Annotated in this window: 12 protein-coding genes; 5 read left to right on the top strand and 7 right to left on the bottom strand. The window is 66.9% G+C overall.

The window, feature by feature from the left end; all coding sequences use genetic code 11:
• Positions 1-30: 30 nt before the first annotated feature.
• From GEV37_RS04995 to GEV37_RS04980, 4 genes are all read left to right on the top strand, one after another.
• On the top strand, positions 31-1,410 hold the full coding sequence (locus GEV37_RS04995) for an MFS transporter (RefSeq protein WP_227389126.1): 1,380 nt from the start codon (positions 31-33) through the stop codon (positions 1,408-1,410).
• Between the two features lie 123 nt (positions 1,411-1,533).
• A complete protein-coding gene (gene ssb / locus GEV37_RS04990; RefSeq protein ID WP_227389125.1) occupies positions 1,534-2,169 on the top strand; it encodes a single-stranded DNA-binding protein in 636 nt (211 codons plus the stop codon).
• Between the two features lie 44 nt (positions 2,170-2,213).
• Entirely contained in the window at positions 2,214-3,101 is an 888-nt protein-coding gene (locus tag GEV37_RS04985; protein WP_227389124.1) for a sugar nucleotide-binding protein, read from the top strand.
• The gene (locus GEV37_RS04980) at positions 3,098-3,862 is read left to right on the top strand and encodes a lysophospholipid acyltransferase family protein (protein WP_227389123.1); all 765 of its coding nucleotides are present in this window, start codon (positions 3,098-3,100) and stop codon (positions 3,860-3,862) included. The genes GEV37_RS04985 and GEV37_RS04980 overlap by 4 nt, the downstream gene beginning before the upstream one ends.
• 76 nt (positions 3,863-3,938) lie before the next feature.
• Here the strand turns inward: GEV37_RS04980 and fabB are convergent, their stop codons facing one another.
• The 5 genes from fabB to GEV37_RS04955 form a co-directional block, all read right to left on the bottom strand.
• Complete coding sequence (gene fabB / locus GEV37_RS04975) at positions 3,939-5,156, bottom strand: beta-ketoacyl-ACP synthase I (protein WP_227389122.1); 1,218 nt, start codon at positions 5,154-5,156, stop codon at positions 3,939-3,941.
• A gap of 12 nt (positions 5,157-5,168) precedes the next feature.
• Positions 5,169-5,684, bottom strand: a complete 516-nt coding sequence (gene fabA, locus GEV37_RS04970; protein WP_227389121.1) for a 3-hydroxyacyl-[acyl-carrier-protein] dehydratase FabA — start codon at positions 5,682-5,684, stop codon at positions 5,169-5,171.
• A gap of 164 nt (positions 5,685-5,848) precedes the next feature.
• Positions 5,849-7,255: a deoxyribodipyrimidine photo-lyase gene (phrB, locus tag GEV37_RS04965; protein WP_227389120.1), complete on the bottom strand. Its 1,407-nt coding sequence runs from the start codon at positions 7,253-7,255 to the stop codon at positions 5,849-5,851.
• Positions 7,256-7,291: 36 nt separating this feature from the next.
• Complete coding sequence (locus GEV37_RS04960; RefSeq protein WP_227389119.1) at positions 7,292-8,212, bottom strand: MerR family transcriptional regulator; 921 nt, start codon at positions 8,210-8,212, stop codon at positions 7,292-7,294.
• 311 nt (positions 8,213-8,523) lie between these two features.
• Positions 8,524-8,976, bottom strand: coding sequence for a DUF6314 family protein (locus tag GEV37_RS04955; RefSeq protein ID WP_227389118.1), 453 nt, complete (start codon positions 8,974-8,976; stop codon positions 8,524-8,526).
• Positions 8,977-9,129: 153 nt separating this feature from the next.
• Between GEV37_RS04955 and GEV37_RS04950 the strand changes: the two genes are divergently transcribed.
• Positions 9,130-10,041: a TIGR01777 family oxidoreductase gene (locus GEV37_RS04950; protein WP_227389117.1), complete on the top strand. Its 912-nt coding sequence runs from the start codon at positions 9,130-9,132 to the stop codon at positions 10,039-10,041.
• Here GEV37_RS04950 and rapA read toward each other — a convergent pair.
• Positions 10,038-12,977, bottom strand: coding sequence for an RNA polymerase-associated protein RapA (rapA, locus tag GEV37_RS04945; protein ID WP_227389116.1), 2,940 nt, complete (start codon positions 12,975-12,977; stop codon positions 10,038-10,040). The genes GEV37_RS04950 and rapA overlap by 4 nt on opposite strands.
• Before the next feature lie 105 nt (positions 12,978-13,082).
• Positions 13,083-13,886 (bottom strand): TlpA disulfide reductase family protein, encoded by an 804-nt coding sequence (locus GEV37_RS04940; RefSeq protein WP_227389115.1) that lies wholly within the window; start codon positions 13,884-13,886, stop codon positions 13,083-13,085.
• Between the last annotated feature and the right edge of the window lie 59 nt (positions 13,887-13,945).

Below are 13,945 nucleotides of genomic sequence, written 5' to 3'. Positions count from 1 at the left end.
TTCAACCGGGCACTTTGTCAAAAGGGCATTATGCGCAACGTTTCCACCCTGCTGCTGGGCTCTGAACGCCGTGCAATCAGCGGGCTGGCGGGGCTCTACGCATCCCGCATGCTGGGGCTGTTCATGGTGCTGCCCGTGCTCGCCCTCTACGCCGACGCGCTGCACGGCGCCACGCCCTTGCTGATCGGCGTGGCCCTGGGGGTCTACGGGCTCACCCAGGCGGCGCTGCAGATTCCTTTCGGGCTGCTTTCGGACCGCTTCGGGCGCAAGCGCATCATTGCGCTGGGACTCGTCGTCTTCGCGCTGGGCAGCGTCGTGGCGGCCTCGGCGGACTCCATCGGCGGCATCATCGTCGGCCGCGCCCTTCAGGGCGCTGGCGCCGTCGCTGCTGCCATCATGGCGCTTCTGGCCGACCAGACCCGCGAGCAGGTGCGCACCGCCGCCATGGCGACCATCGGGCTCTCCATCGGCGTGTCCTTCGCCATCGCCATGGTGCTCGGGCCCTGGCTCGCCGGTTGGGCGGGCCTGTCCGGCATCTTCTGGGCCACGGCGCTGCTCACGGTGATCGGGCTTCTGGTGCTGTGGCGCTGGGTGCCGCCGGCGCCACGCCGGGTCCGACACAAGGATGTGGGGATGGATCGCGCCCAGTTCAAGAGCGTGGCCGCGCGAAAGGATCTGTGGCGGCTCAACGGTTCGATCTTCTCGCTGCATCTGGTATTGATGGCGATCTTCGTGGCGATTCCCTTCCGGCTGGTCGACGCCGGCGTTGCGATGGAGTACCACGGCCTGGTCTATCTTTCGATCATGGCGCTGTCGTTCGTTGCCATGGTGCCGCTGATCATCGTCGGCGAGAAGCGCCAGCGCATGAAGGCGGTCTGCCTGCTGGCGATCGGCGCCATCGCCGTGAGCCTGGCCGCGCTCGCCTTGCCAGCGTTTCACGGCAAGGCGCTGTTCGTCGGACTGTTCGTGTTCTTCACCGGTTTCAACCTGCTGGAGGCCACGCTGCCCTCGATGCTCAGCAAGCTCGCCCCGGCCGGTGCCAAAGGCACCGCCATGGGCATGTACTCCACCAGCCAGTTTCTCGGCGCTTTTCTCGGCGGCACCCTGGGCGGGGCGCTCTCCAGCGCCTTCGGGCTCGACGCGGTGTTCATCGGCTGCGCGCTGCTGGGCGCGGTGTGGTGGCTTGGCATGTGGCACCTGCCGTCGCCGCCGCCGCTTTCGAGCGAGGTAGTGGCGCTGGAGGATACCCATCCGGACACCTTGGACATGCTGATGCAGCGTCTGGCCGACGTGGTCGGCGTCGAGGACGTGATGGTCGTGCCCGAAGAGCGGCTGATGTATCTTAAGGTGAATCGCCAGGCGCTCGATCGGGCGGCGCTGGACGAGCTGATTCCCCCCTCCAAGCCGTGACCGGCGAGTTTACACAGGGTGAATCCGTGCCGAGTCAATCGGTGATACCCTAACGAGCAACGACGGCGCGGCGCAGCTTCGCCGCCCACGACATCGAACGATCCAATCAACGAGGAGCGAGCCATGGCGCGCGGTATCAACAAAGTCATCCTGATCGGCAACCTGGGCCAGGACCCGGAAGTACGCTTCACGCCGTCCGGCACGGCGGTGGCGAACCTGAACCTGGCGACCTCGGACACCTGGACCGACCGCCAGAGTGGCCAGCGCCAGGAGCGCACCGAGTGGCACCGTATCGTGCTGTTCAACAAGACCGCCGAGATCGCCCAGCAGTACCTGAAGAAGGGCTCCAAGGTGTACATCGAAGGCCGCCTGCAGACGCGCAAGTGGCAGGACCAGAACGGCCAGGACCGCTTCAGCACCGAGATCGTCGCCAACGACATGCAGATGCTCGACGGTCGCAGCGGCGATTTCCAGGGCGGCGGCGCCCCGCAGCAGAACTATCAAGGCGGCGGCTACCAGAACGGTGCTCCCCAGAGTGCGCCGCCCCAGAACCAGGGCTATCAGAACGCGCCGGCGCAGAGCAACCAGTACGCTGGTGGCGCAGCCCAGGGCACGCCGCCCGGCCAGTACGGCCAGAACCCCCAGCAGGGTGGTCAGGGCGCACCCAGCCGGGGTGGCCAGCCGCAAGGCGACAACAACCGCTTCGGCGCGCCGGATCCGGGCAACTTCGACGACTTCGACGACGAAATCCCGTTCTGACGACGCCATGACCCGGTCGGCCGGGTAACAGGAGGCCTTCCGCCTTGAAGCTTTTGATACTGGATGCCGGGCACTGTCTGAGTCTGGCGCTCGCCCGGGAAGCCAGCCGGCGCGCCGATACCGAACTGGTCATCGAGCAGGGGTTCGGCGTGGGCGCGACCGAACTTGCAGCGATCGACCCGGATGCGGTGATCGTGCCGCCCATGACGCACCCGGGTCGACGTCCACCTGCCGAGGTGCAGGCCCACGCCGATGCGGTAGAGGCGTGCATGGAGGCGTGCAAGGCCAATGGCGTGGCGCTGGTGTGGTGCGTGGCCGACGAGCTCTACGAGGAAGGCTTCGAGATTCCCATCGACGAGCACGTGGTGCCCGCTCCGCGGGATGAGTCGCTGCGCCGGCTGGTGACCACCGGCGATCGCATTCGCGCCGAGTACCACCGCCACCTGATCGTGCGTCTGGGGCCGCTGTTCGCCCTCGAAGGCAGCCACGCCTGGCTCAGCGAGATCATCGATAGTCTGATGTTGGGGCAGAGCGTGCGCGCCGCCGAGGACGTGATCTGTTGCCCCACCTCGGTCGACGCGGTCGCCATGGCGCTGATCGGCATGCTTGCCCAGCAGGGGTGTGGTGCCGATGCCTGGGGCGCCTACCATCTGGCGGGCATCGAGCCGGTCAGCGCGTTCACCTTCTCCTCGGTGGTGCGCACTCAGCTCGCCACGCATCTCGAAGGACGCGGCGAGACGGTGGCGCTGGGGGCGGTCCAGGCGCTCAATCATCACCACGATGCCAAGCTGCGGCGTGTGCTCAACTGCCGCCGGGTGCTGGACGTCTTCGGCGTGCACCAGAAGCCGTGGCGCCTGGAAGTGGGGCGCATGCTGGATGCGTGGTGCCTGACCCGCGACGAAGCGCGCCCGCCACAAGGAGAGACGGCTTGACCAACGCTTTTCGCAGCCTGGTGTTCTATCTGGGCTACTTTTCGGCGATGCTGCTGTGCGGCGTGCTGTTTTTGCCGCTGGCGCCGTTTCTGCCGCTGGCCGGTCGCTACCGGCTGCTGAACCTGTACAACTACTTCCTGATCTTCTGGTTCCGTGTGGCGTGCAACGTGCGCTACGACATCCAGGGTCGCGAGCACATTCCGGCCGGGCCTTGCGTCATCCAGGCCAATCACCAGTGCGAGTGGGAGACGGTGTTTTTGCAGGTGATGAAGCCGCCGGTCTGCACGGTGCTCAAGCAGGAGCTGTTGCGCATCCCCATCTTCGGTTGGGGGCTGCGCCTTCTGCGTCCGATCGGCCTCGACCGCTCCAAGCCCGCCCGGGCGATGAAGCAGGTGTTGACCCAGGGCGTGGCGCGGCTGCAGAGCGGGCTATCGGTGCTGATCTTTCCCGAGGGGACTCGGGTGGATCCTGGGCAGCGCAAGCGCTACAACAAGAGCGGTACGGTGATCGCATGCCGCGCCGGCGTACCGGTGCTGCCGGTAGCGCACAACGCCGGCGAGCGCTGGCCCGGGCGCTACTGGATCAAGCGTCCTGGCGTGCTGCGAGTGCGCATCGGCGCGCCGATCCCGACTGAAGGCCGCACCCCGGACGAGGTGCTGGCGGAGGTCGAGCGCTGGATCGAGATGACTCTGGAAGAGATCTCCGATGTGCCGCGCGGCGAAACGCCAACGGCGCTGGAAGCCGCACCCACGGCGAAGTAGCAAGCGAGGGTAGAGGTAGAAACGAGAACGGCGCCCCAAGGGCGCCGTTCTCGTTATCGCGGGTCGATCGGAATCGTCAGTCGACGTAGCGCTGGAGCACCAGGCTCGCGTTGGTGCCGCCAAAGCCGAAGCTGTTGGAGAGCGCACGCTCGATGGCAACGTTATCGCGGCGCTGGGTGACGATGTCGAAACCGTCCGCCTGCTCGTCGAGGGTGGTGACGTTGGCCGAGGCGGCGACGAAGCCGTGCTGCATCATCAGAAGCGAGTAGATCGCCTCCTGCACGCCGGTAGCACCCAGCGAGTGGCCGGTCAGCGACTTGGTCGAGCTCATCGCCGGGGTGGAGTCGCCGAACACCGCGCGGATCGCCTTGAGCTCCGCCACATCGCCCACCGGCGTCGAAGTGCCGTGGGTGTTGATGTAGTCGATGTCGCCATCGACGGTGGCCAGCGCCTGGCGCATGCAGCGCATCGCGCCCTCGCCGGAGGGGGCGACCATGTCGACGCCGTCGGAGGTGGCCCCGTAGCCTACGACCTCACCGTAGATCTTGGCGCCGCGCGCCTTGGCGTGCTCGAGCTCCTCGAGCACCACCATGCCGCCGCCGCCGGCGATGACGAAGCCGTCACGCGACTGATCATAAGGCCGCGAGGCCTTGTCCGGGGTATCGTTGTAGTGGGTCGAGAGCGCGCCCATGGCGTCGAACAGGCACGACAGCGTCCAGTGCTCTTCCTCGCCGCCGCCGGCGAACACCACGTCCTGCTTGCCCAGCTGAATCTGCTCCATGGCGCTGCCGATACAGTGCGCCGAAGTGGCGCAGGCAGAGGAGATCGAGTAGTTCACGCCCTTGATCTTGAAGGGCGTGGCCAGACACGCCGAGACGGTGCTGCCCATGGTGCGGGTGACCCGGTAGGGCCCCACGCGGCGCAGGCCCTTCTCGCGCATCACGTCGGCGGCTTCCACCTGATTGGCGCTGGAAGCGCCGCCGGAGCCAGCGATCAGGCCGGTACGCTCGTTGGAGACCTGTTCCGGCGCCAGGCCGGAATCCTCGATCGCCTGGGCCATGGAGACGTAGGCGTAGGCTGCCGCATCACCCATGAAGCGCAACAACTTGCGGTCGATCAGTGACTCGAGGTCGATGTCGACGCTGCCGGCGACCTGGCTTCGAAAGCCGCGCTCGGCGTACTCCTCTTTGAAGCGAATGCCGCTGCGTCCGCTTTTCAGCGCGTCCAAGACTTGGTGCTGGTCGTTGCCCAGGCAGGAAACGATGCCCAGGCCGGTGACTACCACTCGTCGCATGGAAGCCTCCTGTCAGAAATTCGCGGTGGAGGTGAATAGGCCAACGCGCAGGTCATTGGCCTGGTAGATATCGCGGCCATCCACGGAGACCGTGCCGTCGGCGATACCGAGAATCAGACGCCGCGTGATCACCCGCTTGATGTTGATGCGGTAGGTCACCGTCTTGGCATCGGGCATGATCTGGCCGCTGAATTTCACTTCGCCACAGCCCAGCGCCCGCCCGCGACCGGGGTGGCCCAGCCAGCCCAGGTGAAAGCCGACCAGCTGCCACATGGCGTCCAGACCGAGGCAGCCCGGCATGACCGGGTCGCCCGGGAAGTGGCAGTCGAAGAACCACAGATCCGGGGTGATATCGAGCTCGGCGATCAGTTCGCCCTTGCCGTGCTCGCCGCCTTCTTCGTGAATGCGCGTGATGCGGTCAAGCATCAGCATGTTGGGAGCCGGAAGCTGTGCGTTGCCGGGGCCGAACAGCTCGCCGCGGGAGCAGGCCAGCAGTTCTTCGCGATCAAAGGAGTGTTGCTTGGTCACTGAATCGTTCCGAGTATCAGGGTGGTCGTTGGCCGCCTAAGGCGCTTGACCTGAAGGATGGCGCTCAGGTCAAACGTCGCAAGCGGCTGGCAAGGCCACGCCTAGTCTACTTCCGGAAACCGCCGAATGCACGCCATCGTCGACTTAACGTCGCGCCAGCGGCGCTAGAGCGCCTTGAAGGCCTCGAGCGCCCGGGCGCGGGCCGCCTTGTGATCGACGATGGGCTCGGGGTAGTCGAGCTTGGTCAGCATGTCGCGTGGGGGGGCGTGGCGCGCCTTGGTGGGAAGCTCTTCAAGCTCGGGCAGCCAGTGGGCGATGAACTCGCCGTCTGGGTCGAAGCGCGTCGACTGGGTAGTGGGGTTGAAGATACGAAAGTAGGGGGCGGCATCGGTGCCGGTGGACGCGGCCCACTGCCAGCCGCCGTTGTTGGAGCAGAAGTCGCCGTCGATCAGGTGCTCGAGAAAGAAGCGCTCGCCGCGGCGCCAGTCGATCAGCAGGTGCTTGCTCAGAAACATTGCCGTGACCATGCGCAGGCGGTTGTGCATCCAGCCGGTATCGACCAGTTGGCGCATGGCGGCATCCACCAGCGGGTAGCCGGTGCGCCCTTCGCACCACGCCTTGAAGCCCTCGTCGTCGTCGCGCCACTTGAGCGCCCGCGTGTGCTCCTGGAAGGGTTCGTGGCGCACCACGCGAGGAAAGCCGAAGGCCACGTGCTGGTAGAACTCGCGCCAGACCAGCTCATTGACCCAGGTGGTCAGGCCCTTTGCGCCGTCGGCAAGGTGCCCGCCGTTGCGGCTCATCACTGCCTGCAGGCACTGGCGGTAGGAGATGATGCCGAGCGCCAGGTACGCGGAGAGCTCGCTGGTACCCGCTACGGCGGGAAAGTCGCGCTGTTCGCCATAGCGCTGGGCACGCTGTTGCAAGAAGCGCTCGAGGCGGTCGGCGGCGGCCTCCTCGCCGGCCGGCCACGCGTTCTTGTCCACCGGCGTACCACCGAGATCCGGCAGCGCGGCGATGGCATTGTTGCCGATGGAGAGCGGCTTTTGCTTGGCTGGGGTATCGCGCAGCGAGAGCTGTGCCTCGGTGACGTTCTTGTGCCAGGCCTTGGCGAACGGCGTGAAGACGCTGTAGTACTCGCCCTTGCCGGTCGAGAGCGTGCCCGGAGCGAAGGCAATGGCATCGTGGTGGCCGTGAGCGGAGACGCCCTTGGCCTTGAGCGCCTCGAGCACCGCCAGATCGCGCCGACGCTCGTTGAGCGGGTACTGATGATTGAAGTGAACGCGCTCGATGTCGTGCTCGGCCACGATCTCGGTGATCGCCTTGGTGGCGCCGTCGTAGGTGCCGATGTCACGAAACAGCAGCGGAATGTTCAGCGCGTTCAGACTCTCCTTGAGCGCGCGGACGTTGCGGTGCCAGAAATCGATCTTGTTGGCGCCGTGGCCATGGCGCTGCCACTGCTCGACGCTTCTCAGAAACACGGCCACCACCGGCCCCTGGGCCGCGGCGGCGGCAAGGGCGGTGTTGTCGTGAACGCGAAGATCAGTACGAAACCAGACCAGCTGTAATCCCATGGCTCCCTCCTTGGAGACTAGATCGTGGACGCGAATCTACAGGATGCCGGACTCACGCAGCAGCGGACGCAGCCGGGCGATCGCCTGGGGCAGGTCGTCGCCGAGCATGTGCACGTCGCTGTCGCGAAGCTCGGCGTCGCGCAGGCGCGCCACTTCGCCGCAGACGCCGAGCGGTACGTTCAGGGTCTTGGCAGTGTCCGGCAGGGCACGGCGAACGTAGTCGTCCGCTTCGCGCTGGCCGCTGGTGAGCAGCACCATGGAGCAGTGCAGGCGCTTCACCGCCTGAGGCAGCTCGGCAAGCGGCAGGGTGTGATCGAGAAGCTGTACGCGGTAGCCCTGTTCGCTGGCCATCAATGCGGCCATCAACATCCACAGCGGCCCCGGGTCGTCGGGCATGGCGTTGAGCAGGATCAAGGGGCCGCGAGTGGCCTGGTTGGCGTAGTGCAGGCGAATACCCACCTGGCTGCGCAGAAACGCCTCCAGCGCCCGGCGCACCAGCTCGTCCGGCTCGATGGCCCACTTGGCCTCGAGCGTCTTGACCACCGGCTGCCAGAGCTCGTTGATCACCATGCTCAAGGGATAGAGCGCCAAGCTCTGCTGGTAGAGCGCCTCGAGCCTCGGCAGGTCGATGGTCTCGATGGTGGCGAGCAACTGCTGGCGCTGGCTCGCCCAGTCGCCGGCGTCCGGCACGGGCGCTTCCACGGTTTCCGGCTGATCGAGCAGGTCGGCCACCTGGCTCACCGGTACGCCGCGATTGAGCCACTGCAAGATCCGCTCGATGCGGATGATGTCGTCCTGAGCGTAGAGCCGGTGCCCCTTGGGGGTACGCTGGGGGCAGATCAGACCGTAACGGCGCTCCCAGGCGCGCAGGGTCACCGAGTTCACGCCGGTCAATCGGGAAACCTCCCGAATGGGATAGAGGGGCGTGTCGGGTGGGTGGGTCGCCTTGGTACTCATGGGCGCCAGTGCCTCTTGGTTGCCTGCTGCAGATGCCTCAGGGGTCGGTCGTAAGTGGCGGCAACAAAGGCAGCGATCGCTGCTTGTTGCCCAATCGAATCGGGAAAAACCTTTTTTCGCTGAGCTACTTTGTACAACTTTTAGACGTCGGGTACAACCTTGGTTAGCTTGTTCGCCCTATTCTTTCTTTGTTTATCACCGTCCGGGGTCGCAGGCGTAGCGCCGCTGTAGCACCATACCAAGATCAAAATCATACCGGAATCAAAACCATGTTCGGCAGGGCGGCGCCGACCGGGCGGGGGCGGTGTGCGCTACGCGTAGCGGTAGTGCAACCATTCGTCCTTCTTCGGGCCCTCGATGCGCCACTCGAGATCAATGCCCGCCGCGCTCAGCGTCAGGTGCGCGGTATACAGGTCGGCAGCGCACTGATGGCCCTCGAGGCTTGCCAGGCGGTCGTCGTCGAGCGGGTGCAGGTCGAACAGGTGCACCGCTGCATCGGCACCGCGGCGCTCGTGGGAGAGCGCCACGTGGGTAGCGTGGATGTGCCAGCGAAACGCGTTGGTGATTGCCACGGGCGAGGCCTGACCGGCGAGCGCGAAGGTGCCGGTCTCGACGAAACGCACGCCATCGTCGAGGAGCTCGACGGCGACCTGCCCCTGGCCCTCGCCCTGCCAGCCGGTCACGGAGCGCGGGCCGGGGCGCGAGACGAAGTGCATCGAGCGCACCCGATTCAAGCGCTCCTGCAAACGTTCGATGAGTGTCAACGCTGCGTCCTCGACTGAATAAAGGGGGCTAGCTTACCCGCTCGCCGGCGCAAGTGCAGTACCTCGCGACCGGCGAACTCTACTTGTACACTGGATGTAACGGTTCGGTGCGTTGCTTGTACAAACTTACCCCTGCGAGGAAGGAGATTCACGATGCGCGTTCTCATCACCGGCGGCTCCGGCTTCGTCGGCCGGCGTCTCTGCGAACGGCTGCTGGCGCGTGGCGACCGGGTCGACGTGGTCTCCCGCTCGCCCTCGAAGGCGGCTCGGACGCTGCCTGGCGAGTGCCAGGTGCGCGACAGCGCCATGGGCTCCATCGAGACGCCGCCGGAGGCGATCGTCAACCTGGCCGGCGAGTCGATCGCCGGCAAGCGCTGGAGCGAGACGCAGAAAAAGCGCCTGCTCGCCTCGCGGGTGGAGGCGACCACGACGCTGGTCGAGTTCTGCCGGGCGATCGAGAAGACGGGCAAGCCGCTGCCCACGGTCATGGTCAGCGGCTCGGCGATGGGCTACTACGGAGATCAGGGCAGCCGCGTGGTCGACGAGCAGACCCCGCCGCACGCGGAGTTCGCCCATCGGCTCTGCGCCCAGTGGGAAGCCGCCGCCGAGCCGGTCACGGCGCTCGGGGTACGTCTGGCGCTGCTGCGCACCGGGCTGGTGCTGGACGCAGACGGCGGCACGCTTGCCAAGATGCTGCCGCCGTTCAAGTTCGGCCTGGGCGGGCGTTTCGGCGATGGCCGCCAGTTCATGCCTTGGGTGCATCGCGACGACCTGGTCGAGGCGATCCTCTATCTGATCGACCAACCGTCGCTGGAGGGGCCCTTCAACGGCTCGGCCCCACACCCAGTGACCAACGCCGAGTTCACCCGCACCCTGGCGCGCCAGCTTCACCGCCCGGCGCTCTTCCCGGTGCCCGCCTTCGCACTGAAGGCAGGCCTTGGCGAGATGTCGCGGCTATTGCTCACCGGAGCGGACATGCGCCCGGCGCGCCTGCAGGGGGCCGGCTTCGACTTCCGCTATCCAACGCTCGAAGACGCGCTAAAAGAGATCCTCGCCGACGCCTAGGCGTTGGGGTCGACGGTGATCACCACGCGCACCGCGTCCAGGCGCAGCCTTGTCGCGGCCAGGGCCTCCTCCAGCGCCTGACGCTCGCGCTCCAGCGCCTCGATCTCTTCGCTGCGCACCGCCGGGTTGTGGCGGGCCAGCGCCCGCAGACGGTCGAGCTCGCCGTCGAGCTGCTCGCGCATGCGGGCGCGGGCGGCATCGACGAGCCCGGGCAGCGATGTCTCCGCCTCCTGCTCGCCCTGGGCAAGAAGCCCGCGCAGCGGTTCGAGACGGCTCTTGATCAGATCCCGCGCCAGTGACTTGTTGACCTTCTGAAGGTTCTTGGAGAGCCCGGTAAAGGAGATGCTCGCGGTCAGGTTGGCGCCGGACTCGTCGAGCAGCACGCGCACGGCGGTCGGCGGCAGGAAGCGATTGAGGTGCAGCGCCCGGGGCGCCGGGCAGTGGGTGCGAAACACCAGTTCCGCCATCAACCGGCCGCTGGGAATCGCCGGGTGACGCAGAAGCGCCAGCGCCGTGTTGCCCATGGTACCGTCGAGCACCCGGCCCATCATCTCGCGCACCAGCGGATGCTCCCAGGAGAGCCGATGAACGTCGTCCCGGGCCAGTGCCGTCTCGCGGCGGTAGGTCGCCGAGAAACCCTCCTCGCCCTTGACCAGCCCCGGCAGCCCGTCGAGCATGTGCGAACCGGGCTTGAGATGCACGAGACCCGCACCGATCTCCTGGCTGTCGACGCCGAACACGTCCAGCGCCCGCTCCACGTAGCGCGGCAGGGCGGTGTCGTCGTCGAGCTCGCGCACCGCCTCGATCACCGCGCTTGCGCGGTGCGGGCGGCAGGCGTTGAGCTCTAAAAGGCGGTTGCGCCCGGCTTCGCGCTCGGCGAGCTTGGTCTCGAACAGTGCCCGGGTGTCGGTAATGATCTCGTCGAGCGCCTCGTCGTCCAGCAGCGCGTCCGCCAGGTCGTCGCCGAAGGCATCGAACAGCTCGCTGCCCACGCCCGTGGGGGCGCCGAAGGCGCGCATGCCCTCGTGATACCAGCGCGCGAGGCGCGCGCCGGGGCTGGCCGCGAACATCGGCACGTGCAGCTCGATGGCGTGGCGCTGGCCGATCCGGTCGAGGCGGCCGATGCGCTGTTCGAGCTGATCCGGATGCTGGGGCAGGTCGAACATCACCAGGTGGCGGCAGAACTGGAAGTTGCGCCCCTCGGAGCCGATCTCCGAACACACCAGCACCTGGCTGCCATCCTCCTCGTCGGCGAAGGCGGCGGCGGCGCGGTCGCGCTCGATCAGCGACAGCCCCTCGTGGAACACCGGCGCATGGTAGCCGCCGAGCACGCGCAGCGCCTCGGACAGGCCCTCGGCGGTCTCGCGGTGGTGCGCGATCACCAGCACCTTGTCGCCGGCCAGGCCATCTTCGCCCGTGTCGGCGAGCTTCTCGAGCAGCCAGTTCACGCGCGGGTCGATCTGCCACCAGGGCTCACCGTTGAGCGGATCCTCCGAGAGCGCCCGGTAGGTGGCGTCCGGGTAGATCAGCACGTCCGGGTGATCCATGCCGGTCTCGATCAGAAGCTCGTCGAGGTAGTCCTCGTCGCGCTCGACCCGGCGCTGCACGCGGCGGTAGGCCGATGGCAGCTCAAGCTCGCTCTGGTGCAGGCGCCGCTCCGGGAAGCCGCCAACGTGGCGGCGGCTGTTGCGAAACATCACCCGCCCGGTACCGTGGCGATCGAGCAGCGCGTTCTGCAGCTGCTCGCGAGCCTGGGCCTTCTGCTCGTCGCTCGCGGCGGCGTCGCACAGCGTGGCCAGCAGCATCTGGCTGTCCGGGTCGTCGGCCACCGCCGCCACAGCGTCGCGCGTGGCGGGCAGCGTCTCCAACGCCTCGATGGCGGAGGCCACCTCAGCGTAATGGCTCTCTTCCTGCTTGAAGCGGGCGATGTCGTGGTAGCGCTCGGCGTCGAGCAGGCGCAGGCGGGCGAAGTGGCTTTCGAGCCCCATCTGCTCCGGGGTCGCGGTCAGCAGCAGAAGCCCCGCGATCTGGCCGGCGAGCTGCTCGACGCAGCGATAGCCGGCGCCGCCGCCCTCCTCGACGCTCCAGTCGAGGTGGTGGACCTCATCGACGATCAACAGATCGAAACGGCTCTCCAGCGCCTGGGCCTGGCGGGCGGCATTGGCGAACAACCACCCCTGGCTTGCCAGGATCAGCTGGGCGCTCTCGAAGGGGTTGTGCTCGCCGTGGGCCTGGCTCTGAGTCTCGTCGAGCAGCGTCACCTCCAGCGAGAAGCGGCGCAGAAGCTCGACCAGCCACTGGTGGGTGAGGCTGTCCGGCACCAGAATCAGCGCCCGCGAGGCGCGCCCGGTCATCAACAGGCGATGCAGGATCAGCCCGGCTTCGATGGTCTTGCCCAGGCCTACCTCGTCGGCGAGCAGCACGCGCGGGGCGTGGCGGCGCGCCACTTCGTCGGCAATAAAAAGCTGGTGAGGAATCAAATCGATGCGCGGCCCGCCAAAGCCGAGTGCGGCGTGCTGCTCGATGCGCTGGTAGTGGTGCAGCGTGCGAAAGCGCAGGTCGAACCAGTCGTTGCGATCCACCTGCCCGGTGAGCAGGCGATCGCGGGCCTGGTTGAACTGCATGGTGTCGGCCAGCTTGGTTTCAGGCAGTTCACAAGCGGTGCCCTCGGCATCCTCGCCGTAGTAGGTGATCAGGCCGCGGTGCTCCTGGCTTTCGCTGACGGTCATCTGCCAGCCGTCGGCGGCGAGCACGCTGTCGCCGGCGCCAAAGGCGACCCGGGTCAACGGCGCCTGGCGGGTGTTGTAGGTGCGGGTTTCCTGGCTGGCACTGAACAAGATGGTCACGCTACGGGCGTCGCAGTTCAGGACGGTGCCCAGTCCAAGCTCGGCTTCACCGTCGCTGATGAAGCGCTGGCCGGGGGTAAAATCGCTCATGATGCCTCGAGGAAGTTCACAAAACGGGGGCGGCCGCCTGGAGCAGGCGGCTACGGGGCGGGGGATTCTAACGCAAAGCCTGGCGGGGATTAAGCGGTGACTGCGCTATTCGCCGAGCCAGCGCTCGAGGTGTGAGCGGGTCAGCTCACCGACATGGATGTCGCGGGTGCGCCCGTGAATGTCGAACAGCAGCGTGGTAGGTAGCCCCGGAGCGTTCGAGCGCGCCATCAGTGTCTGGCTCGGGTCGAGCAGAGCGTGGCGAAAGTCGAGCGACTGCTCGTCGAGATAGCGCACCACCGGTAGGAGCTCCTCGCCCTGGTTGACGATCACCACGCTTACGCCGTCGCGGGCGTCGGCCTCGGCCAGCAGCGGCATCTCGCGCAGGCACGGCGGGCACCAGGTGGCCCACAGGTTGAGCAGGATCACGTCGCCGCTGTCGGCAAGATCCGGCAGATGGACGGCATTGCCGTCGAGATCCTCGAGGGTAACGTCCGGAAGCTCGGCCAGGGCGAAGCGCTCGCTCGACACGGTGAGCGTGATGGCGAGCAGCCACAGCGCCGAGGCGGCGGTGAACAGCGCCATGGCCACCGCCATCGGTTTCAGGGTGTGGCGCAGGTACCAAGCGCTCCAGGCGAGCCCGGCGAGGAAACCGCCGAGCGGATGATAGCCCGGCTGCCAGAACTTGAGCGCCTCGAGCGGCGCCGGGGCGAAGCTCTCGAGGTTGAGCGCCACGTAGGTGAGCCGCGCGCCCAGAAGCCACGTCAGCAGCAGGCCGTTGAACCAGTGGCGCTGGCGATGACCGGGCAGTGACAGCAAAAAATGGCAGGCCAGCAGCAGGGCGAGCGCGCAGCCCACGGCGTAGAGCCTGGGCAGTGAAATTAATAGCGGCCCGAGAGCGATCGCGTTCATGGTTTTCCCGTTAAGCGGTTACACTGGATCACCATATCATGCACGTGACCGATTACGGA

Source organism: Vreelandella malpeensis (assembly GCF_020622355.1).
Taxonomy (GTDB): domain Bacteria; phylum Pseudomonadota; class Gammaproteobacteria; order Pseudomonadales; family Halomonadaceae; genus Vreelandella; species Vreelandella malpeensis.
Note: the sequence above shows the minus strand (reverse complement) of the source record. Positions and strands in the feature narration are given on the sequence as shown.

Excerpts from the sequence above, each read along its gene's own strand:
- GEV37_RS04995 (WP_227389126.1), top strand. The coding sequence starts at position 31 with ATGCGCAACGTTTCCACCCTGCTGCTGGGCTCTGAACGCCGTGCAATC.
- ssb (WP_227389125.1), top strand. The coding sequence starts at position 1,534 with ATGGCGCGCGGTATCAACAAAGTCATCCTGATCGGCAACCTGGGCCAG.
- GEV37_RS04940 (WP_227389115.1), bottom strand. The coding sequence starts at position 13,886 with ATGAACGCGATCGCTCTCGGGCCGCTATTAATTTCACTGCCCAGGCTC.
- GEV37_RS04960 (WP_227389119.1), bottom strand. The coding sequence starts at position 8,212 with ATGAGTACCAAGGCGACCCACCCACCCGACACGCCCCTCTATCCCATT.
- phrB (WP_227389120.1), bottom strand. The coding sequence starts at position 7,255 with ATGGGATTACAGCTGGTCTGGTTTCGTACTGATCTTCGCGTTCACGAC.
- fabB (WP_227389122.1), bottom strand. The coding sequence starts at position 5,156 with ATGCGACGAGTGGTAGTCACCGGCCTGGGCATCGTTTCCTGCCTGGGC.
- rapA (WP_227389116.1), bottom strand. The coding sequence starts at position 12,977 with ATGAGCGATTTTACCCCCGGCCAGCGCTTCATCAGCGACGGTGAAGCC.
- GEV37_RS04950 (WP_227389117.1), top strand. The coding sequence starts at position 9,130 with ATGCGCGTTCTCATCACCGGCGGCTCCGGCTTCGTCGGCCGGCGTCTC.